The sequence below is a fragment of the Virgibacillus sp. M23 genome (assembly GCF_034190895.1).
Classification (GTDB): domain Bacteria; phylum Bacillota; class Bacilli; order Bacillales; family Amphibacillaceae; genus Virgibacillus; species Virgibacillus salarius.
Map to the genome: position 1 here is coordinate 1 of NZ_JAWDHA010000052.1, position 21,421 is coordinate 21,421.

Sequence of the window (21,421 nt, forward strand, 5' to 3'; positions counted from 1 at the left end):
ACGGAAAGGGAAGTGGGCAGCCGGAGTGGTGGTCAAGCAGTAGCTATTATTCCATAATAGCTACTAGAGGAAGCGTAAATCTGAGCATTTAGTGATAAGGACTGAGCGAATTTTGCTCAGTTTTTCTTAATAAAAGTTGATGGGGAAAAAGATACTGAATTGGATGGTGATATAATTTGAAAACGGTATATTATAGTAGGTAGAAGGTTCATTTTTCCGTTTAAGGAGGCATCGAATTGAAGTGTAACGTATATCTTAAGATTGTTAATGGATTTCCAGTAAGCATTAACAGAATAATTCAGCGATCTTGTCATGAAGAAAGGCAGATGCCAAAACAGAAAAAGTCAGGTGATATATTATGAGTTTAGGTCTTATTCTTTTATTAATTGTATTATTCATCGCAGCATTAGGTGGTACTATTTTTGCATTAAAGCAAGAAGAAAATAAAATGAAGAAGTACGAAGAAGAGGGGCATACGCCTCAGGATGAGCTGGAGCGATCCATTGAATATGAGTCAAAGTCTTTATCATCGAATGTCCCAATATTAACATGGATATACAGTATCACCATTCTTTTAGCTATCTTAGCCTTTGCTATTTATCTTTTTTAACGCTTCTCCAATTTAGATAGAACTACAAAGTGAGATTATAATAGTTCTATCTCGTAACCGATTTAACTTTGAAAAGAAAAAGTAAGCGATGAAAGGAGATACACATGGGAATTGGACAGACGTATTTACAAGTAATCAATAGCCGATTTAATCAGTTGAAGAATCAAGGCGATCGGGCATTGGAACAATTAGAGGAACCCGATATCCATTGGGTACCTAATGAAGCAGCAAATAGTATTGCTGTTATTGTTAAGCATATGAGTGGAAATATGGTATCCAGATGGACAGATTTTTTAACTAGTGATGGAGAAAAGGAAAATCGAAATAGGGATCAAGAGTTTATTAATACCATTGCCTCTAAGGATGATTTGCTGGAAACATGGGAATACGGTTGGCGTATATTAATCAGCACGCTTCAGAGTTTAAAGGAGGAGGACCTAGAAAAATATGTAACCATCCGATCTCAGTCTTTATCGGTAATCGATGCAATTGAAAGGCAACTAACACACTATTCATCACATATTGGACAAATTCTTTACATAGGTAAACAACTAAAAGGGACGCAATGGCAATCGTTAAGTATTCCTAAGGGAAAGTCAGAGGAATACTTAAAAGAAATGAAGAAAAAACACGGTACAAGTTAATACTAGAGAATAGGAAAGTAGACGACTCTCCTTGACCATAGAATAATCCAGACTCTTCTTCAATCTGATAAAGGTGAAGGAGAGTCTTCGTTATGATTAGAGAAGAATCTTGTTATATCTGATTCTTCTCTTTTTGTTGTTGATAAATAGGGGCGTGTTGCGCCGCGCCAGCTCCAGTGTACAGAAACGAGGCGACTTCACAAATCTCCCTACGAAAAGTCATCATCGGCTCGCAAGCTCACCGTTATTCCTTAATGTAGAAGATTTACTTACGTAACGTGGATGGTGATCCGACAGATAACATGTTTATTCGATATAAAAGAAGGGTACCACTATCTATCTGTAGTTTTCCATTAGACATTATTGCTTATGCAAGGTTATGTAGGTGAGGAAATAAGTCGAAATGGCTCATAATTTAACTACGTTTGCGATGGTGGTGACTATATGCCTCGATTAAAGTCTATGTCTTGCTATATAGAGGAATATGGAATTTGTTTAATAATCAGACAATGTGATAGAATTCTACAGGTGTGTAAACATCTTAGGTCAAAGGACCAAGAAAAAAAGGAGATCAATCATGGAAGAAAGAACGACGCTGAAAAAATCTTTAAAGGCTCATTGGGTTTGGGCGATAGCTTTAGGGTCATCGATAGGTTGGGGGGCTTTTGTTCAACCAACGACATGGATGTCCGCAGCAGGACCAATGGGAGTAATTATCGGCTTCGGTATTGGTGCTTTATTAATGATGCTTATAGCAGTTAGCTATGGTTTCCTTATAAAAAGTTTTCCTGTATCAGGTGGAGAGTTTGCGTATGCATTTATTAGTTTAGGTCGTACGCATGCATTTATAAGTGGATGGTTTTTAACCCTAGGATATATATGTATTGTCGCGTTAAACGCTTCGGCATTTGCGTTAATGTTTAAGTTTGTTTTTCCAGCACTTATTGAAAATTTACCCCTATATCAAGTAGCTGGTTGGGATGTTTATGGAATGGAGATCATTATCGCTTCGGTTGCGCTCGGTACATTTGGTTATTTTAACGTTAGAGGGACAGGCTTATCAGGGCGTATGCAATTTATCTTTTGTAGTATTATGATTCTAAGTATTGTAGCAATAACCTTTATGGTTGGTGGGCAGCCAGGTGCTGGCCTTTCCAATGTGCAACCATTTTTTCCTACTGAAACGACAGCATTTGCAGCCATTATTTCTATCGTAGCAATTGCGCCTTGGGCATATGTTGGTTTTGATAATGTTCCACAGGCAGCAGAAGAGTTTCACTTTTCATCTAAAAAGGCCTTTTCGTTAATCATACTTGCCATTTTCTTTGCTGCGGTATTATACAGTCTCATGATCATCGCAACGGCAATGATTCAACCTTGGCAGGGTTTAGTGGCCGAAAGTCATGTGTGGGGTACAGGCGCTGCAATTCAAGAGCTATTGGGGACAATGGGACTTGTGCTACTGGTTACCGCTTTAACAATGGGAGTATTTACTGGACTGAACGGTTTTATTATTTCATCAAGTCGTCTGTTATTTGCAATGTCACGTGCAAAGATTTTACCAGAAGTCTTTTCAAAGCTTCACCCAAAATATAAAACACCTTATGTAGGAATTATATTTACTGTAGTTGTATCTGCATTCGCTCCTTGGTTTGGGCGAGAAGCATTACTATGGGTAGTGGATATGTCTTCTGTAGGTGTAACGATTGCTTATTTCTATACATGCTACACGGCTTTCACTTTGTTTAAAACAAAAAAAGACAAAAGCTTTGATCCGAAAAAGCACGCTGTGTCGCCATTTAAAAAAACGGTCTCAGCAGTTGGAATGCTAGCAAGCTTGGTTTTCCTAGCTTTATTATTAATACCTGGATCACCAGCATTTCTTGGCATCCAATCACGGATTGCTTTAGCAGCATGGATTGGATTAGGTGTGATTTTTTATTTTGCAAAACGAACGGAATTTAATAAGATTCCTAAAGAGGAATTAAATTATTTGATTCTCGGATCGAAGAAAATTGAAGCAAAAAATCGAAGTTAACGATGGAAAACCTGTTAGGAGTCACTTTAGAGTGAACTAACAGGTTTTTTAATTATTTATCCCGCATATAACTGGCAGTACTCCCCTCACTTCAAGCAATAAAAAAACCAAGGGTGGACTGCTAGTATATGTCCGATTGGTTTCATCGCCTTTAGTCATACCCATGTGGTACTAACCATCCGTGGGGGATAAACAACCCCTCACGGATGGAAATTTTTCACTTTATATTCGTATTAATTTTTTATCTTTGTACTATAGATAGCTTTAATTAATTCTTTCGAAGAAACACCAGTAGAATAAGTATTCCATTCCTTTGAAAAATAGTATACACGATTTAAGTTAAACGAACCTTCTTTTATTTTTTGTACAGCATCCATTGTATTCATAACTACAGGCCCTGGTACCTGATCTTCATACATATCCCATATGCCTCTTTCGCTTTTGTATTGTTGTAAGTCATATGCATAGAATACCATGGGTCGCTTTAGTAAAGAAAATTCAAATGGGATAGAGGAATAGTCCGTAATGAGTATATCAGTAACAGTCAATATATGATTTAATGAAAAGCGTGATACATCAAAAACAAAGTTAGGATACTTATTTTTCACTTTCATTCGTTCTGATGGATGAATACTTAAAAATAGGACATAGTCGTGTTTCATATGAACATGAAATTGTTGTAAATCTAATTGAATGTCAGTTTTAGGTGTTTTTCTATATGTCGGTGCATATAAGATAACCTTCTTTGAACGATCAAAAGGGATGCTATGTTGAATTGTTTCCATGGCAACCTTCATTTTGTCAGGTTGAAAAAAGAAATCCGTTCTTGGTACACCAGTGCGTAATAGCTTGTTTTCTTTAATGCCAAAACTTTGAATAAAAATAGAAGCCATTCTTTCTGACCCAACAACAACGTGGGTGAAGCGTTGATAAACTTTTCTAAATCGATTACGTGCTTTTCTGGAGCGATATTGATTAGAGCGATCTTGAAGTCCAAATTTTTTAATTGCTCCTGCTGCATGCCAAAGCTGAACAACTTTTACGTTTGAGCGAAAGTTTGTAACGGCTAATATTCCGTAATAATTATCTACAAACACGACATGAGAAGTGGCTAAATGATAGACGGATCGTAGCCAATCGAACGGATGACAAGCTTTAAAATGAATCATTGTGTATTCATGATTTGGATTGAAATTTAGCTGGAAGCGATTCGTTTTCAAAATTACTATAGAATCAGTCGCTTGATGTTTCAATTCTTTGGCTGTATATGAGACATTGTGACCTATGGAAGCAATAAATGTAGTCTTTCGCTTCATCGGTAACAATCGAAATAGATTAAATAATATGCGAAAGATAAATAAGTAAACAGCGATGACTACCTCTCTACTCATGTTTTGGTTTTGTTAAATCCTTTTTAATTTTTGTTGTAGATATACCAATAGTTCTTGGTAAATAAATTACTTCGCAAAGCGATTGTAAATCATCGAATTTGCCTTTCCAGTCATCTCCCATAATGAAAACATCAATACTGTATTTCGTGATATCTTTCTTTTTTTGATTCCAGGTATGTTCTGGAATCACTTCATCAACATATTGAATTGCTTCCAAGATCATTTTTCTTTGTTCAAAAGTATAGTATGCCTGCTTTCCTTTTTGTGTATTGAATGTATCTGTAGAGATAGCAACGATTAAATAGTCACCGTACTTTTTGGCACGTCTTAATAAATTAATATGACCCGTATGGAGAATATCAAACGTCCCGTAAGTAATGACTTTTTTCATTTTATTTAGCCTCCCATATTTATAGTAAGATTACCCAATGTTTATTTATTGAATAAATTTACAAACTATTTACTCTTAGCTAATATGCGCTTAATAAGTGAGATTTATAATGAAAATAATCGGAAAATAAATTATATATTTTTTAGAAGCAGAAAGGAGAATGATGATGAATATTAGAGGTATTGGACACCGAGGTTATCCTGCTAAATATCCAGAAAATACACTGTCTTCTTTTCAAGCTGCTATTGAATTAGGTTTCACTCATATCGAATTAGATGTACACCTTAGTAAAGATGGTATTCCAGTGGTTATGCATGATTATAAAATTGATCGAATGACAAATGGAAGTGGAGAGATTCGAAATTATACTCTATCGGAACTCCAACAATTTACAGTTGGTGATTCAGAAAAAATTCCTACATTAGAGGATGTACTTCGATTAGCTAAAAATCAAATCATTGTTTCAATCGAAATGAAAAATACGAAATTATATGATTATTTAGAAAAAGAGGTCTTTGAAGCGATTCAAAAGGTAGATATGATTGATCAAGTTTATGTTATTTCATTTGATCATAAGTCGCTTGCGAAGCTACGTCAGCTATCAAGCGAAATTAAAATAGGACCTCTCGTTAATAAGTTGAAACGCTCCCATTTTCGACTAATTGAAAAGCTGGATGCAAGTTACATTGCTGTGAAACATGATGGATTAAAAGAAAAATATGTAAATCGTTGTGATGGACTAGGTATTCAAGTTGTTGCATGGACGGTAAACAGCGTAGAACAAATGCAACGCTTTAAGAAGTATCCATCAGTTCTTGTAACAACAGATGAATTGGAAAAGTATAAAGCCTATCATTACCCTGATTCTTCAACATTACAAAAAGTAATTATTTAATTTTATAGATACTTTGAGTAGAAAAAGTAGAAACATTTTGCTCCTAGAGCATTTTTATTTTTGTAATATACAATTTTGAACCTTAAATGGTGGGAAAGTGTAGTTAACTACTTTCATAATACTATCCTGTTCCCTCAATAGGAGATAACCTGTATTTGAAAGTTCAATTTTCATTTAAAGGCCGGCCTTCTTTGTTTAACCGGAAAAGGCTATTATTCTAAAATATACCAATAAACGCAAGGAATCTTATATATTCCAAGCAATAAAAAAATTGGATGTATCTGTTTGTTCAACGTTTGAACAACCTCTTTGGTAAATAGTAGGAGGATTACTGTGAATTATAGTGGTATTATTATATGTTTTATTGTAGCAATTATATTAACACCGTTTGTAAAGAAACTAGCTATTTTATGTGGCGCAGTTGACGAACCAAATAATCGAAAAGTACACCAAAAAATCATGCCACGTTTAGGTGGTCTTGCCATTTATACCAGTTTTCTACTTGGTTTTCTAATTTTCCTACCGATAACATTTGACTTTTGGCCTGTCGCCATTGGTGCAACCATTATTATGCTAGTAGGTGCACTAGACGACCTTTTTCAATTATCAGCTAAGGTTAAGTTTGGAGGTCAGTTGTTAGCAGCGATCGTTCCTGTATTCGGTGGATACACCATCGAATTTATTACAGTACCATTTGGCGACCGAATTGATTTTGGATTAGCGGCCATTCCAATAACGATCATTTGGGTTGTGGCAATTACTAATGCAATTAACTTAATCGATGGATTGGATGGGCTAGCAGCGGGAGTATCCTCTATTGCCTTACTAACAATTTCCGTGCTTGCTATTTCTATGGGAAATTATCCAATCGCATTAATATCCTTCATGCTGTTAGGGAGTGCGCTTGGATTTTTGGTATATAATTTTCATCCTGCAAAGATATTTATGGGAGATACTGGTTCACTGTTTCTTGGTTATATGATTAGCATTATTGCTGTGATGGGTCTGTTCAAAAATGTTGCACTTTTCTCATTGATGGTTCCTATTGTTATTTTAGCCATACCGATTTTAGACACATTATTTGCCATAATTCGCCGAATTGTACATAAGAAGCCATTAGCTTCCCCAGATAAATTTCATTTGCATCATTGTATTATACGGATGGGATATAGCCATAGTCAGACGGTAATTATGATATACGCTTTGAGTATGTTGTTTAGTTTAGCTGCTGTTATATTAACTCGTTCAGCGATGTGGGGAACAACCATAATATTAGTTACGGTACTTATTATGGTAGAGCTTATTGTTGAAGTAACCGGTATCGTTAGCGAGCGGTATCGACCCATATTAAACTGGATTGCAACTAGTAAAGATAAGACGAAGTAGCTTAGTAATGGAGTTGCATTGTATAAGTAGCTTCGAATATTACATAGGGTCTTGGTGATTGTAGTGAAGCATATGCAAAGAAATACTTTAGATGAAATACAGCTAGCGAGGGCTTTTGCGATTTTGGCAGTACTAACAGTTCATGCCTCGTCTAGTGGAGTGACGTATTTAGAAACGGATTCATTATTATTTCCTGTTTATAATTTTTTGAACATAGCCGGAAAGTTAGGAACGCCAACTTTCATTATGCTAAGCAGTTTTGTATTATTTTATAATTACTTTCCTAGAGATATAACTTGGCGATTAATGAGACGATTTTATGTAAAGCGCCTCAAGTTTATTTTAATTCCCTATGTTGTATTTTCAATAGTCTATTTTGTTATTAAAATGTTTGTTTATTACGATTATCCGAGCATCCCTTTTGCGATAAACCGATTTTTAACTTTATTAGCACTTGGAAAAGCGCATACACATTTATACTTTGTCTTTATTAGTGTGCAATTCTACCTTCTATTTCCATTGTTGCTAATTGCTTTTAGGAAGCTACGATTCTTAAGAAAACACGCAATATGGATCGGCTTGGTATTGCAATGGACTTGGGTAGTATTAAATAATAACTACTTTGAGTTCCCTTGGAAAGGTTCTATATCCTTATCTTATTTATCCTTTTATTTTCTGGGGGCATTTCTTGGAATCTACTATAACGATATAAAGCATAAATGGACACAGCCGCTTTTTAAAGAACGTATAATCATACCAATAAGTATTGGTTATGGTGTATTAGTAATTTTATATACGGCCTATATGTATTTGGTTAGAATTGGTGTCTTTACTGCGATTTCAAGTAATTTACCTGAATTTGTCACTAATTATATCGGTGAATTTACATGGGCAACACATGCTTTGTTTGCCGGGGTGTTATTGTTTTATATAGCACACATAGCAGATCAAAGTTTTCAGCCACGGACCAAATTTGTCTTTATGGAGATTGGAGCAACATCCTTTGGTATTTACTTAATTCATCCTTTATTTTTGATGATATTCAGGCAAATAATTCAGTCAGGATCACCGATAATTTATCATACTTGGCAAGTAATAACATTTATATTTGTTGGTTTACTGAGCTGGTTTGCTGTACGTTTTGCCTTTCGATATATCCCTTTTTATTGGATACTATTTGGAAAGATGGATCAGCCAAGGATGCCAAAAAATCCTGAAAAGGAAGGGAATATCAATGGATATAAAAAGTATTCCTAAAACGATAATTATTGTTCCGGCTTATAACGAAGAAGATAGTATTGCAACAACATTAACAAGTCTAATGGAAATAAAGAATAAAACGGAAAAGCTAGAAGTTTGTGTTGTAAATGACGGTTCAACTGATAGTACGGAGGAGATTATTAAGGAGTTTGATATTGTTCAATTAAAATTGCCTCAGAATTTAGGGATTGGTGGAGCCGTGCAAACTGGATATAAATATGCATACAATCATGGCTATGAAATTGCAATCCAATTTGATGCGGATGGGCAACACAATACGAAAGATTTATTTGAATTAATGGAACCAATTATAGAAGGGGAGGAAGACATGGTTATTGGTTCCAGGTTTTTACAAAAAACAGAGTATAAAGGAAGTATAACGAGAAGAATTGGTATTTACTATTTTTATTTTGTATTGAAAGTTCTTACGAAGAAAAACTTTACAGATCCTACTTCAGGTTATCGGGCAATTAATCGAAAAGTTATTGCGTTATTTGCACAAAATTACCCAAAGGATTATCCAGAACCTGAGGTACTAATGCATTTGAACCGAAAAAAGATGAGAATCAAAGAAGTTACTGCTAATATGCATGCACGTCAAGGTGGAGCATCATCTATAACTCCATGGAAGAGTATTTACTATTTTGGGAAGGTTACGCTTTCCATCCTGATGCAATCAATTGTTAAGGAGTAGTTTCGCATGAATATTACATTATTTAGTTTTCTCATAATCTGCTTTTTCTTTACAATCGTTATAGAGTCGGTTCGAAGAGGCATCCTTGAAACTCGTGACTCTTTAATTTGGATTTTTGTATGTGTTATTTTAGGAATTTTAAGTCTATCTCGAAAATTATTAGAAATTATAGCTGATTTGTTAGGAATTGCTTATGCACCGAGTCTATTATTTTTATTTGGATTACTAAGTACGATCATAATGATATTTGATTTAACTAGACGCATCTCGAAATTAAACCGTAAAGTTATTCATTTAACGCAAGAATTTGCTTTACTTAAGGAACAGCAGCAAGATAATACAAGTTCGGAGAATATGATAAAGAGGGAAAAGAAAGTATGAATTATCTGTTATTGGTTTTAAATATTATGCTTCTAGTTAGTGGACAGATGTTATGGAAAGTAGGTATGCAGCAAATTGGAACAATGGGGTTTGGAACGATTATTCAAGTGATAAAATCCCCTTATATTATTGGTGGTGGCCTTATCTATGTGTTGGCAACAGGGCTGTGGTTATACATCTTATCTAGAATGCCTTTTAGTGTTGCATATCCTTTTCAAAGTCTAGCTTACGTATTAGGTGTAGTAATTGGCTATGTTATTTTTAAAGAGGTAGTAACCCCAAGTCAATGGGTAGGAGCAGCAGTTATTGTTTTGGGAGTATATTTAATAGCGAGGTAAACTATGAATCAAGCAGATGATAATAAACAGTTATACAAGAAAGCCCCAATATACATTATTGGAATCATCCTTTTATGTTCCTTTATCGTTTATACATATTTTTTCTTTCAGCATCCAGGAAGTAATTTTATTCAACCTACGGATGCAGAGATCCAGCAACAATTAGAAAATGGAGAAATAAGTGAACGTATTGCAATGTTAAGAGAGCATACATGGAAGTATGGAAGTAGAGATGCATACTTATATACAAAGATGGCAAACCAGATTATCGAAGACGGTGTTTATGGCTACAACACAGATGGGAAGTCCAATGCATTTGTTACACCTGGATATCCAATTATATTGGTGGTGTTGTTTCATATAGCAAATATTTTGGACGTAGATCAAATGACCGTAGTTAAATTGTTTAATATGTTATTAAGTTTAGGCACCATTTTACTAATTTATTTGATTGGCGCTAAGACGTTTGCGAATCGTTGGATTGGTATTGTTGCCAGTGCATTGTATGCAGCTTACTTTACACCACTTCATTACTTTCGGACGTCATTAACGGAAATACCAGGAATATTCTTTTTTTGTTTAGCAATTTATTTATTTTTACTAGCGCTTGAAAAGAATAACAAAATATTTCATTTTCTATTTGCTGTCGTATTTTGTTATGGAGTTATGATACGACCAGTGATTGCTCCATTAGTTCTGATCGCATTTGCTATTTTATTGGTAAAATATCGACATCAGCTAAAAACGTGGATAGTTATAACTGGGGTTTGGGCATTTGGCGCAGCGGTTATTATCGCACCTTGGGTAATCAGAAACTTTATTATGTTTAATGAGTTTATTCTATTATCCACGCATTCAGGGAATAGCTGGTTTGCGGGCAGTAACCCGTTTGACCTGTATAGTTTTTCTGATTATTGGAAAGAACAAGCAGAGTTGGGGATGGACAGTAAAGAGTATGCAATAATGAAAATAAAAGAAGGATTTGAAAATAATTTTGGTCTCTGGTTTGCTTGGTTTACTGTAGGAAAAACATACGAATTATTTAAGCTTCCAGACGCCATTTATTTCTATACGGCTTATAGCTATGTAAACATATTTAAATTAATTCATAATATAATTGTAAATCTAGCATTTATTACCACAATCGTTTCATTTATTACTCGAAAGAAAGAGGCAATTGCTATTGCTGCTATTCTTATTATGTATATTGGATTATCAAATTTATTCTTAACTATTCCACGATATGGATTTTTCATCATACCAATCATGTGTATATTAAGTGGATATGCTATTGTAACCATCATAAAGAAAGTTGTAAATATTATCCAAGGATTGAAAGTATTAAGAGGCTGAGACAAAACACAACTTCTTTACACAAAATACGAATAATCATGTTATCAATAGGAGTATCATTGCCGCACCGTGAAAATATACACTCTTTACGGGGGTACGGCCTCAGCTAACTTGGTAAAGAAAAACACATTACCAAGTAAATCTTCGGACTCGTGCTATTCTCGCCGGAGTCTCGCTTATTTTAGGTGCTAAATGAATGATTCTGATCAAAAAACGAACGATAAGGTACCGACCCCCTGAAGTTAGAGTAAAAAATCTAATTTCAGGGGGGTTTTTGTGGCTAAATATAGTGAAGAATTTAAAATAAAGCTTGTAACCGTGTATTTATATGGCAGTCTAGGATGTGGATAAGTGAGGATCGCAGATCGACTGCCAGTAAATGTTCGATTGGTTTAAATAACAATCAGTAGGGGAAAACAAAACCCCAACGATTGAGGTTTCACTTTATTCTATCTAGGGTAAAGAGATAGGATTATGTACTATCTAAAGTTCTTAGGTAATAGACAACTGGACTCTAAGACTAATCCGAACAAAGTTTAATAGCTTTGTTCGCATTTTCTATTAACTACCCCATATTCTTTTTCGTAGACATGCTTATCCTGGATAGAATTAACATGTAGTACCTGTTTTAATGAAGGCAACATAACATAGAAATTCGGGCCTATTTATCCATTCCTTGTAAATTTAAACATTGCTATACGGACGTTTTTGCCTTTTCCCAAAGAAAAGATTTAATGCGAGTTCAGGTGTATTCCGTGCATCATGTTGATAAGTCTTTATTTTCTTCCTTAGCTTAGTTCGCTTCAGTTCTTGATTGCATAATGCCTCATTAGCTTGGTTATATAATTGTTTGCTGTTCCAGTTATTTTCTTCAACATGCCCGACTACAGGCTGTTCACAGAGCGCTGCAAAAGCATCTATTTTGGGGTCATAGGAAATAGCTATAAATGGTGTGTAATTAATTGCTGAAAATATGAGCGAATGCAGACGCATACCTATTAGTAGATTGGATTCACCAATAAGTGCAATTTTAGCTTCTAAGGAAGCGTTAGCTGGTGAAATATAGCTATATTCATTCATTAATTCAGCGGTTTCTTTTGATTTGCGTTCATCTTGTTTTCCATGCATAGGAACGAATACAATGGCATAACCATCTTGAACGAGTTTATCTAAGCAGGATGCTATTTTTTGAATGAATGGTTTATTTGTCGGCCAATCTCTTACACTTACAGCTATAAATTTTCGGTTAAATTTATTAGCCTTTTCCCACTTATGAGTAAACGAACTGGAGTCTAAACCTAATACAGGATCTGGTACAATAGTAGATGCATGTCTTACACCAATCTTAGTAAGTAAATTCTGTGACGCCTTGTCACGTACAGTAATTTGTTCAACATTATTTAAAGTATACTTAACTAGCCATTTGCTTAGGATTCCGTTAATAGGTCCCATACCTTGCGCATAAATAAAAACGGGTTTATTCAACATCTTTGCTAACTTAATAATGCCAGTATAATAAGGGATTGTAAACATACCTGTTTTATCCTGTAATAAGCTTCCACCACCACTAATTAATCCATCTGATTCTTTCAACGCTTGAGTAATCTCGGTAATCTTTCTTCGATTTACAGCATTAACCTGATACGTATCTTTAGTTTTTTCAGGGTCATTGGATAAAATAGTAATTTTTATATCGGGCTGGACCTTACGGATCTGTTCAATAATTGAAAATAAAATAGCCTCATCCCCAACATTATCAAATCCGTAATAACCTGAAAGTACAATATGCATTATGTCCACCTCTTCCGATAGTAATTTTCAATAAACGGTGCACTTTTTCTGTATATCAGGATCAGCAAAAGTCCAATAAGGTAGCCAATTCCAATGCTGTATGTCGTTCGTAGCAAGGAAATATGTAAAGGAATATGGATATGGGTAAAGGTATTCATTACAGATAAAAACCCAATGATTCCAGGGATAAGCATGAGTTTTCCTAGCAGTCTATTTGTGCTAATGACATAGATCGCTAATAGATAGAACGGAAACCCAATAAGGAATTCTTTGGTCCTTGGACGTACATATAGCCATTCCTCTAATTTGCTTCGTATCATCATTTCCATCTCACTAACATTAGCACTATTTCCTGTCCTAGTAATGTAATAAAAACCGACTACACCAAGGATAAAGATTACTAGAAGGTGCCAATACTTTACAGGAACATGTAATAATTTTAACGCTTCTCTCCAGAATAATAATCCACCGATAAACAAGATAGGTATGATATAAACTAATTTTACTCCTCTAAATACCTCAAATCCGGACATAAAGGCATTGCCGTTTAACAAACCGATCACAATGATTATTCCGATGAACGTAATACTCAGTGCTTTTAAGAATTGTAAGGTAATGCTTAGAAGTCTTCCATCTCCTTTATTTATTGTAGACAATACTGCAAATATTGGTGCGATGATCGCAATAATTAATGCAAATCCCTGCATGAGAAATAGCTTTTGAGTCATGAAATAGGCTAAAGCTAAAATTGTCATGAATATGATAGAAGCAGCTGTATATTTTCTGTTTAACAACATCGATGAAGCTAATCCAGTAAACAGAATGCCTGTAATGAAAATAATTACTTGCATCCATATAGGTGTGCTTATTTCTTTAAACGGTATAGGTATTCCCTGTTGATAATTACGAGCTAAGCCATCATGCACGCCTGTAATAAAAGTGTTTGTCTGTTTTAAGCTCTTATCAGGCTCATTTGTTGGGATATGAAAGAAAATAGAACGTATATTGCGTTCTTTAACAGCTCTTACAGCTTGATCAATATTTTCTGGAAGTGTTTTATTATTTAAGTGAATGCTATGCAAGCGAATTGTATTGTAATCTGTAGTACGAGCAATCGTTTGTAATCCCTTCTGATGGCTAAATTCAATAGAATAAAAATGGTAACCAGCGTCTATTAGTTGGTTTGTCCATTCTTTTACGTTATCCATATGTGGATAACCAATCACATCTTGCCCATAGAATAATATATTTGAAGTGTATGCTTCATTTAATTTAATTAGTTCGTTAACACTCTTTTGATTCCAAGTTGGGCTTGCATTTTCAACTCTAAACATATAATGAAGTCCATGACGTTCAACTTGTTTAATTGTTTCTTTGTTATAAGCAATATTTTTTGAAAGAAGATCTTTTTCTCGTTCAATAAAATAAAATGCTTGACCGTTTATAGTTACAGAGGAAGGCTGCAAATTGTCTTTAATGAGTTTATTAAAATAGGATTCCTTTGGTTGAGAAAAATAATATCCTTTTTTGTTTGAATGAACGGCTTGTTGATTGTTAAACCGCAAGGCGTTATTTATTTCCTGCTCATTATAAATCGTAATTATGTCTTGATTTTCCAACCATTTTAGCGAGATTGGGCTTATACTAACGGTAGTTAATCCAGCTTCTTTTAAGGAAGAGAGAATATCATCCGTATTAACATCTCCATTTTCTGTCGCTAACTGTTCAATTTCTTGGTAAGGAACAGCAATCTCATAGGTGTTGTTCTTCGTTTCTGTCTGCCAGCGCTCAACGATTCCAGGTATCGTGCATACGAGTAAGGCAATCAAAGTAAGCCAAATCCATTTCTGTTTTGTCATTTTTTTGCTCTTCCTTTCTGACTTAAATAAGGAATGTTCTTTAGGATGTCGTTTTTATGCACTACGTTATATAACTGTAATTGTAAAATATATATGATAATTCCAATTACGGTAGCTCCGACTAAATAGAGTAATGCTTGAATTCGCGTCCATTCAGAGATTGGGATAAATAATGTTGGTATCCCAATAACTGCTCCCATAAGAACCGAGGCTACGACGATTTTTGTAACCACCTTTTTCCTGAAGGAAAATGAATAGTGTCTATAAATAAACATTGTATTTATGATAAATAGAATAATGTATACTGCTAGAGTAGATAATGCTGCACCACGTAAACCCAATAATTGAATTAGATAAATATTGAATAGAGCTTTCGCTATAATACCGAAAACAATAATCATAGCTGCTTGTTTAGCGAAGTTCATACCTTGAAGAATCCCAGTACTCAGTATAGTTAACGAAGTAAATACTGAACTAAGTCCAATAATAGCCAGTACGTTGCTTCCCTCTAGGTTTGTGAACAAAGCTAAATTAATGGGTAAGGTTAATGCAAGTAACCCCATCGCTGCGGGCCAAGAAAGTATATGTGCTATGTGGTATGTCTTTTCTGTTATAGACCGAACTTGAGACTTATCACCTGCTGCGAGTTTAGTCGTTATTAAAGGTATGAGTGGCAATACAATGGATGTAGCGAACACTGTTGCAATTTGTACAACGGAAAGCCCCCGTCCATATATACCGTAAAGGTAATTAATTCGCGTTTCCGACGCTCCGATACTTCGTAAACCATATGGAATGGTGAAGGAGTCGATGAAATTAATTAATGCCATCGTAATTGCTCCAATTGCTATAGGTATAGACAGCTTTAATATATGTTTACTCCAGGAAATAAATAGCTGCATCGTATATTTTCTACTTAACGTTTGCTTGAAGGAAGACCGCAAGTATTTTAATCTTAAGTAGATAAGTGATACGAGCGCCCCTACAACCGATCCAATCATAATACCACCAGCTACCTTTTCATCGGACAAGCCTTTATGAACAAAATAATAAGCGATCATTAGTATTAATCCGACGCGAATAAATTGTTCAATAACTTGGGAAATAGCTGTTGGTTTCATATCATCAAAGCCTTGAAAGTACCCTCTGTAAACGGCCATATATGGCGCTATTAATAAAGTGGCTGTTACTACGATTAAAGCTAGCCTTGTAGAATGTCCTCCCAAAGCAGATGCAAGTGGGAAAGAAAAGCTATAAATTAGTAGAAAGCTGCAAATACCAAATAACAAAGCAAGAATACTAGCTGTTACATGAATTTCTTTGATAAAGGATAATTCACCATTTGTTCGTGCTTCGGCAATTAGTTTCGAAATGGCAATAGGAATTCCTGCCACCGATAATGTAAGAGCAACCATATAAACGGGATACACGAGGCTAAAGATTCCTAAAACATGATCTCCCGCTATATTTTGCAGTGGTATACGAAAGATGCTTCCTAATAACTTAGATGCTAATGTAGCGCTAGTTAATAGCAGCGTACTTTTTACAAAAGCAGAACGGCTCATGAAATTTTCCCCTTTGTTTTTTGCCTGACGATCCGGAATGCAAATTGAGGAAGTGTAAGCATTCTCCTCCATCTGGTTGGTTGCTTTAATAAGCGGTAGAACCATTCCAAGTTTAGCTTTTGAAAAATCATAGGTGCTCGTTTAACTGTTCCGGCGATAACATCAAAGGAGCCTCCAACACCCATAAATATTCCGTAATCAAAATTAGATAGGTTATTTGCTATCCAACTTTCTTGTCCAGGGCAACCAAGCGCGACAAAAGTTATATCTGGTTGGAGCCGAGCGATTGACGCTGTAATATCTTTTGATTCTCGATCAAAGTAGCCATGCTGAGAACCAACAATTTCAATGTTTGGGTAACGAGTTGAAATTTCGTTTACCGTTTTTTCTAAAGTTCCTTCTTTAGCACCAAGTAAAAAGATTCGATATCTATTCTTATCTGCGAGTTTTAACAAATCAATCATTGTATCATAGCCAGTAACTCGCTCAGGCAAAGGCTGGTTTAGCAACTTAGCTGCCTTTACGATTCCTATACCATCAGCAACAACATACGTCGCGTGCTGCAAATGTTGCATGAACTGTTGATCATGATTTGCTTTCATAACAACTTCTGGATTAGCTGTTACAATAAATGTCTTTTCTTTTTTCTGAATCCGTTGGTTTAGTAGCTGTACAAAAGAATGTTGATTTGTATTTAAAAAAGGTATATCCATAATTGTTACGTGCTTCATATTTTCAAACTCCTTTGAAGGAAAAGCATGATTATAAGATCAGTTAGTTGTATCTTGTTTTTGAAGATAGGCATGATGAACCCAACCGAATCCATTTTCATAATAAATTTTAAGCCAGTCACCTTCTTGAATAATATCGTTAGATTCTTCGTTAAAAGCTACATTAATATATTCATTTGCTTGTAGTTTGCCAATGATATCTCCTTTTTGATTAGGTTTATTGCGCACAAGCAGATTTGATTCCATATTTTTAACTTGAAAAAGGTTGTTAAGCTTAATATAGTCTTTAAACACCCAACCTTTATCTTGATAATCTGATACATAATACCAATTTTCATGCACATCGAACACTTGTACAGGAGTATCAATTAATAGTTGTTTAATGATTGACTCTTGATTCGATGTGGAAGGTTCTGTTCTTAAATGGACATGATTTCCAGTGATTCTAGCAACTAGCGAACCAACCGCTTTTGATTGACTTGGCATTTCTTGATCATCAGTAGGAGGAAACATGATCAGTTTCGACTTCCGACTATTTTTGGCTTGCAAGTAACTACCTGAAACCCAGCCAATAGTTTCATTTGCTCTTACTTTGTACCAGCCTCCATTTTCACCAATAACTGTTACTGTCATATTATCTTCCAAGGTTTTGATAATACGGAATGATGTTGTTGGACCAGTTCGAAGGTTCAAATTGGCTGTAGTTGTTAATTTTATGCCTTGATTTTTTGTATCAACATGGTATTGCTTATCACCGCTAGGTTTACCTTTGGCATTTGGTTGTTGATTAAAAGTAGGTACATCGTACTTCAAAACATAATTATCTAGTAAATTATAAATCTCTTGAATTCTATTCGTTTGCAAAATAGCCCAACTTACATGGGTAGCGTATTGAGGGTATCCTGGGTTGTTTGGATTCCATCTCATCTTATATAATGTGTTTTGACCGTCGTTTATGTAGTTATTTGCAATATCTTTTGCACCACCAATGATGGCTGCTGCTGGGGAAAACCAGCCTTTCAGAAAAGCATACTTTGCTCCGCCATTTAATGGATCATTATCTATAGCTCCATAACCATACATATTGTATACCGTATAGGTAGCCTTATTTTCGGAAACAATATTGCCGTTTTTATCCACTGGAATCCCGCTTGCAAGCTTTGAAGTACCATTGCCGGTTTCATGAAGCGCATGTGCCATTAAATACACTTCATTAACTCCATATCGTCTACCTGCTTCTATAAATGAGCTAGCTTGTCCAGATAAAGTGCCCTTATTTTGCAGTACTTTTCTATTAATCTCGTGCGGATTTAGATTTGCGTTCTCTGAAAGGTTTAGAAACTGAAAGTAGTCACTTGATTCCTTAGAGAAATTATTTGGATTCGCATAGTATTCGACAAGTGATCTACTAGCAGTATATTTTCCAGCGCCATCTACTTTAGGTGTTTTGGTTACTTGAATGTCAATCATTTTCTTAAAGGAATAATTATAATGAGTGTAATCAATTCTTATTTTAGGTTCATCGATGTGTTGCAACAGCCGATTTAATATAGCTGACATTTCACCTCGAGTTGTGCTATCTAATGGTGCAAAAAATAAACCTTCGTTATTTTTTTTACCAGCAATGATATTTAAATAGACTAATTCCTGAATAGCACCGTAGAACATAGGATTAATGTCTTTGTTATCCGTAAATAAAAGTGGGGCTTTATCTGCACTTACTCCTTTTAGATCTAGTGCACGTTTCATCATAGCGGCTACCTCTTGGCGAGAAATATGCTTTTTTGGTTTGAAAACGTGATTTGGATAACCACCAATAATCTTATTATTTGTTGCGGTAACGATCGCAGTGTAATACCAATCGTCCTTTTTAACATCAGAAAAATTAGTTCCTGTAGAGTCAGTAGATAGGTTTAAAGCTCTAACTAAAAAAACAGTAAACTCTGCTCTTGTTATTGGTCGATTTGGACGATATGTTCCATCACTGTATCCATTCATAATCCCTCTTTCAATAAGTATCAACATACTTTTTTCAAAATAGTGTCCATGAATATCCGATTGAGCATAAACTGGTTGAGGTAAGCTAAGCGTGATTAGCATAATAGGAATGAAGAAAAATTTGTATATCTTTTTCATGACGTTGTAAAGATGCCCCCTTTAAGTGTGCTCACAGATACAATGTTTTACTTAACTTTTATGACAACACCAATAGTAGTACATTTAAGAGGCAATTTCAGTATAATTTACAGATAATTAATATTATTTACCGAATCTTAACAGTAGTTAGTGGGAGAGTATGGTATTCTATGAGTGAGGAAGAAGTGTATTATTCATACAACGTGAAGTAACAGAAATAGAAAAAACATCCCACTCATATCGAATGGAATGTTAGATAATAGCTCTTTCTTTTTCCTTTTCTTCTGTACCAGTTAAATATTTAGCAAGGTTCAGGCTAGCTGTACCATTAGAGTATTCGTTCCATTGGTCAGCGAATTCTTTAATCTGCAAATAATCAAATCTATTTTCCTTTATTGCGAGAATAATAGCATCTGTTGATGCTACAACCGGGCCCGGCATTTTATGTTCATAGTCATCAATTAAGCCACTAGTATAGCTATATTCTTCCATATCATATGCAAAGAATATCATTGGCTTTTCTAGTAATGCATATTCGAATGGGATAGATGAATAATCTGTAATTAATAAGTCAGTAATTAGCAATAAATGATTCGTATCATAGAAGTCCGACACATCATATACAAAATCTTTATACGCTTCACTGATCTCATACGTTACAGCAGGATGTGGTTTAATAAACAGAACATAATCATTCGAAAGTTCTTGATACAGCTTTTGAATATCTAAGTGTAATTGATAATTAGAGAGCTGGTTATTTCGAAAAGTCGGTGCATACAAGATAATCTGTTTGTTTTTAATCATCGGATATTTTTCTGTCATATTCCTGTAGATATGATCCTTCATAGAATGATCGAACAGTATATCAGAACGTGGTATTCCAGTACGCAATATGCGGTCATCTGTAAGACCGAAACTTTTTTTAAATGTCTCTGCCATCATGTTAGATCCAACAACGGTAAAATCAAAGGTACGATATACTTGAGCAAAACGTTCATTTGCTTTTGCTGTCCTAAATTCATTTGTTGGATCCATTAACCCAAAATTCTTGATGGCACCGCCAGCATGCCAAAGTTGGATGCAAGTAGCATTATCTCTAAATTTAGTAGCAGCTAAAAATCCATAATACGTATCTACTAAAATAGTTGAAGCAGTAGCAAGATGATAAATAGATTTAATATAAGAAATGGGATGCTTTATATCAAATACAATTATTTGGGCTTGTCGACTATCAAAGCGATACTTGCATGACGAGTCTTTTAAAATAATAATTTCTTCATTAGAAAGCTTCTTTATAGCATTCGTTGTATAATAAATATTATCACCAAATGTAGCGACTCCAACTACCTTCTTTTTTAAAGGAAAGAGCTTAAAAAAGTTAAAGAGTATACGAAAAATAAACAAGTATACACTAATAGCAAGTTCTTTAACCATTATTCGCCTTATTTAAATCTGCTTTAATTTTTGTTGTAGAGATTCCTACGGTTCTTGGTAAGTAAACGACTTCACAATAATCTTTTAAAAAGTCAAATTTACCCTCCCAGTCATCTCCCATTACAAAAACATCCACATCGTGTTTTTGTACATCTTCTACTTTTTGTTCCCACGTATACTCAGGAATAACTTCGTCTACATAACGTATTGCTTCAAGAATTGCTTTCCTTTGTTCGAATGAATAGTACGCTTTTTTCCCCTTCAACGCATTAAACTCATCAGCAGAAATAGCAACAATTAAATAGTCTCCAAACTCCTTAGCACGTCTCAATATATTAATATGACCAGTATGAAGTAGGTCAAAAGTCCCGTAAGTGATTACTTTTTTCATGTTAAATACCTCCGTATAGATTCTTGGACTATAATACCATAAAATATTTACGTTGAATTTATAATAAAATTACAAAAGATTAACATTTCACGCATACTATATTATACAATTAAACTAGAATAATATAAATACA

General features: G+C 34.8%; 20 protein-coding genes. 11 read left to right on the forward strand and 9 right to left on the reverse strand.

The genetic code is table 11. The features are described 5' to 3' along the window. The first annotated feature begins 236 nt into the window (after positions 1-236). The 4 genes from RVS70_RS16610 to RVS70_RS16625 all read left to right on the forward strand — a co-directional run bounded on the left by RVS70_RS16610 (position 237) and on the right by RVS70_RS16625 (position 3,292). A complete protein-coding gene (locus tag RVS70_RS16610; RefSeq protein ID WP_255637642.1) occupies positions 237-362 on the forward strand; it encodes a hypothetical protein in 126 nt (41 codons plus the stop codon). After that, on the forward strand, positions 359-610 hold the full coding sequence (locus RVS70_RS16615; RefSeq protein WP_026679837.1) for a hypothetical protein: 252 nt from the start codon (positions 359-361) through the stop codon (positions 608-610). The genes RVS70_RS16610 and RVS70_RS16615 overlap by 4 nt, the downstream gene beginning before the upstream one ends. A gap of 104 nt (positions 611-714) precedes the next feature. Next, the gene (locus tag RVS70_RS16620; protein WP_121603928.1) at positions 715-1,254 is read left to right on the forward strand and encodes a DUF1572 family protein; all 540 of its coding nucleotides are present in this window, start codon (positions 715-717) and stop codon (positions 1,252-1,254) included. Between the two features lie 577 nt (positions 1,255-1,831). Then, positions 1,832-3,292, forward strand: a complete 1,461-nt coding sequence (locus RVS70_RS16625; protein ID WP_121603927.1) for an APC family permease — start codon at positions 1,832-1,834, stop codon at positions 3,290-3,292. Between the two features lie 233 nt (positions 3,293-3,525). Here the strand turns inward: RVS70_RS16625 and RVS70_RS16630 are convergent, their stop codons facing one another. Together RVS70_RS16630 and tagD (RVS70_RS16635) are read right to left on the reverse strand one after the other, a co-directional pair. Beyond that, positions 3,526-4,683 carry a CDP-glycerol glycerophosphotransferase family protein gene (locus tag RVS70_RS16630; protein ID WP_121603926.1) on the reverse strand — a complete coding sequence of 386 codons (1,158 nt, stop codon included), beginning with the start codon at positions 4,681-4,683 and terminating at the stop codon, positions 3,526-3,528. Then, positions 4,676-5,074: a glycerol-3-phosphate cytidylyltransferase gene (tagD, locus tag RVS70_RS16635; protein WP_121603925.1), complete on the reverse strand. Its 399-nt coding sequence runs from the start codon at positions 5,072-5,074 to the stop codon at positions 4,676-4,678. The genes RVS70_RS16630 and tagD (RVS70_RS16635) overlap by 8 nt, the downstream gene beginning before the upstream one ends. 166 nt (positions 5,075-5,240) lie before the next feature. Here tagD (RVS70_RS16635) and RVS70_RS16640 point away from each other — a divergent pair, with 166 nt between their 5' ends. The 7 genes from RVS70_RS16640 (at position 5,241) to RVS70_RS16670 (ending at position 11,381) form a co-directional block, all read left to right on the forward strand. Further along, positions 5,241-5,969 (forward strand): glycerophosphodiester phosphodiesterase, encoded by a 729-nt coding sequence (locus tag RVS70_RS16640; protein ID WP_121603924.1) that lies wholly within the window; start codon positions 5,241-5,243, stop codon positions 5,967-5,969. 333 nt (positions 5,970-6,302) lie between these two features. Further along, on the forward strand, positions 6,303-7,355 hold the full coding sequence (locus tag RVS70_RS16645) for an MraY family glycosyltransferase (protein WP_321134106.1): 1,053 nt from the start codon (positions 6,303-6,305) through the stop codon (positions 7,353-7,355). A 72-nt stretch (positions 7,356-7,427) separates the two neighbouring features. Continuing rightward, positions 7,428-8,612: an acyltransferase gene (locus RVS70_RS16650; RefSeq protein WP_321134120.1), complete on the forward strand. Its 1,185-nt coding sequence runs from the start codon at positions 7,428-7,430 to the stop codon at positions 8,610-8,612. Then, positions 8,590-9,309: a glycosyltransferase family 2 protein gene (locus RVS70_RS16655; RefSeq protein WP_255637645.1), complete on the forward strand. Its 720-nt coding sequence runs from the start codon at positions 8,590-8,592 to the stop codon at positions 9,307-9,309. Before RVS70_RS16650 ends, RVS70_RS16655 begins: the two co-directional genes overlap by 23 nt. 6 nt (positions 9,310-9,315) lie before the next feature. Further along, the gene (locus tag RVS70_RS16660; protein WP_121603921.1) at positions 9,316-9,690 is read left to right on the forward strand and encodes a DUF2304 domain-containing protein; all 375 of its coding nucleotides are present in this window, start codon (positions 9,316-9,318) and stop codon (positions 9,688-9,690) included. Then, complete coding sequence (locus RVS70_RS16665) at positions 9,687-10,028, forward strand: EamA family transporter (protein ID WP_121603920.1); 342 nt, start codon at positions 9,687-9,689, stop codon at positions 10,026-10,028. Before RVS70_RS16660 ends, RVS70_RS16665 begins: the two co-directional genes overlap by 4 nt. 3 nt (positions 10,029-10,031) lie before the next feature. Then, positions 10,032-11,381 carry an ArnT family glycosyltransferase gene (locus tag RVS70_RS16670; RefSeq protein ID WP_321134108.1) on the forward strand — a complete coding sequence of 450 codons (1,350 nt, stop codon included), beginning with the start codon at positions 10,032-10,034 and terminating at the stop codon, positions 11,379-11,381. Between the two features lie 684 nt (positions 11,382-12,065). Here the strand turns inward: RVS70_RS16670 and csaB are convergent. The 7 genes from csaB to tagD (RVS70_RS16705) all read right to left on the reverse strand — a co-directional run bounded on the left by csaB (position 12,066) and on the right by tagD (RVS70_RS16705) (position 21,288). Next, complete coding sequence (csaB, locus tag RVS70_RS16675; protein WP_205389086.1) at positions 12,066-13,172, reverse strand: polysaccharide pyruvyl transferase CsaB; 1,107 nt, start codon at positions 13,170-13,172, stop codon at positions 12,066-12,068. Further along, complete coding sequence (locus tag RVS70_RS16680; protein ID WP_321134111.1) at positions 13,172-15,031, reverse strand: DUF5693 family protein; 1,860 nt, start codon at positions 15,029-15,031, stop codon at positions 13,172-13,174. Before RVS70_RS16680 ends, csaB begins: the two co-directional genes overlap by 1 nt. Continuing rightward, positions 15,028-16,596, reverse strand: coding sequence for a polysaccharide biosynthesis protein (locus tag RVS70_RS16685; RefSeq protein WP_121603916.1), 1,569 nt, complete (start codon positions 16,594-16,596; stop codon positions 15,028-15,030). Before RVS70_RS16685 ends, RVS70_RS16680 begins: the two co-directional genes overlap by 4 nt. Further along, positions 16,593-17,327, reverse strand: coding sequence for a WecB/TagA/CpsF family glycosyltransferase (locus tag RVS70_RS16690; protein ID WP_121603915.1), 735 nt, complete (start codon positions 17,325-17,327; stop codon positions 16,593-16,595). Before RVS70_RS16690 ends, RVS70_RS16685 begins: the two co-directional genes overlap by 4 nt. Positions 17,328-17,366: 39 nt before the next feature. Next, entirely contained in the window at positions 17,367-19,463 is a 2,097-nt protein-coding gene (locus tag RVS70_RS16695) for an SH3 domain-containing protein (RefSeq protein WP_121603914.1), read from the reverse strand. A gap of 252 nt (positions 19,464-19,715) precedes the next feature. Further along, on the reverse strand, positions 19,716-20,897 hold the full coding sequence (locus RVS70_RS16700) for a CDP-glycerol glycerophosphotransferase family protein (protein ID WP_121603913.1): 1,182 nt from the start codon (positions 20,895-20,897) through the stop codon (positions 19,716-19,718). Then, positions 20,890-21,288, reverse strand: coding sequence for a glycerol-3-phosphate cytidylyltransferase (tagD, locus tag RVS70_RS16705; RefSeq protein ID WP_121603912.1), 399 nt, complete (start codon positions 21,286-21,288; stop codon positions 20,890-20,892). The genes RVS70_RS16700 and tagD (RVS70_RS16705) overlap by 8 nt, the downstream gene beginning before the upstream one ends. Positions 21,289-21,421 lie beyond the last annotated feature (133 nt).

Coding starts and splice junctions, on each gene's coding strand:
- RVS70_RS16650 (WP_321134120.1), top strand. CDS start 7,428: ATGCAAAGAAATACTTTAGATGAAATACAGCTAGCGAGGGCTTTTGCG.
- RVS70_RS16670 (WP_321134108.1), top strand. CDS start 10,032: ATGAATCAAGCAGATGATAATAAACAGTTATACAAGAAAGCCCCAATA.
- csaB (WP_205389086.1), bottom strand. CDS start 13,172: ATGCATATTGTACTTTCAGGTTATTACGGATTTGATAATGTTGGGGAT.
- RVS70_RS16680 (WP_321134111.1), bottom strand. CDS start 15,031: ATGACAAAACAGAAATGGATTTGGCTTACTTTGATTGCCTTACTCGTA.
- RVS70_RS16660 (WP_121603921.1), top strand. CDS start 9,316: ATGAATATTACATTATTTAGTTTTCTCATAATCTGCTTTTTCTTTACA.
- RVS70_RS16640 (WP_121603924.1), top strand. CDS start 5,241: ATGAATATTAGAGGTATTGGACACCGAGGTTATCCTGCTAAATATCCA.
- RVS70_RS16700 (WP_121603913.1), bottom strand. CDS start 20,897: ATGGTTAAAGAACTTGCTATTAGTGTATACTTGTTTATTTTTCGTATA.
- RVS70_RS16625 (WP_121603927.1), top strand. CDS start 1,832: ATGGAAGAAAGAACGACGCTGAAAAAATCTTTAAAGGCTCATTGGGTT.
- tagD (WP_121603925.1), bottom strand. CDS start 5,074: ATGAAAAAAGTCATTACTTACGGGACGTTTGATATTCTCCATACGGGT.
- RVS70_RS16630 (WP_121603926.1), bottom strand. CDS start 4,683: ATGAGTAGAGAGGTAGTCATCGCTGTTTACTTATTTATCTTTCGCATA.
- RVS70_RS16665 (WP_121603920.1), top strand. CDS start 9,687: ATGAATTATCTGTTATTGGTTTTAAATATTATGCTTCTAGTTAGTGGA.
- RVS70_RS16620 (WP_121603928.1), top strand. CDS start 715: ATGGGAATTGGACAGACGTATTTACAAGTAATCAATAGCCGATTTAAT.
- tagD (WP_121603912.1), bottom strand. CDS start 21,288: ATGAAAAAAGTAATCACTTACGGGACTTTTGACCTACTTCATACTGGT.
- RVS70_RS16615 (WP_026679837.1), top strand. CDS start 359: ATGAGTTTAGGTCTTATTCTTTTATTAATTGTATTATTCATCGCAGCA.
- RVS70_RS16695 (WP_121603914.1), bottom strand. CDS start 19,463: ATGAAAAAGATATACAAATTTTTCTTCATTCCTATTATGCTAATCACG.
- RVS70_RS16685 (WP_121603916.1), bottom strand. CDS start 16,596: ATGAGCCGTTCTGCTTTTGTAAAAAGTACGCTGCTATTAACTAGCGCT.
- RVS70_RS16690 (WP_121603915.1), bottom strand. CDS start 17,327: ATGAAGCACGTAACAATTATGGATATACCTTTTTTAAATACAAATCAA.
- RVS70_RS16655 (WP_255637645.1), top strand. CDS start 8,590: ATGGATATAAAAAGTATTCCTAAAACGATAATTATTGTTCCGGCTTAT.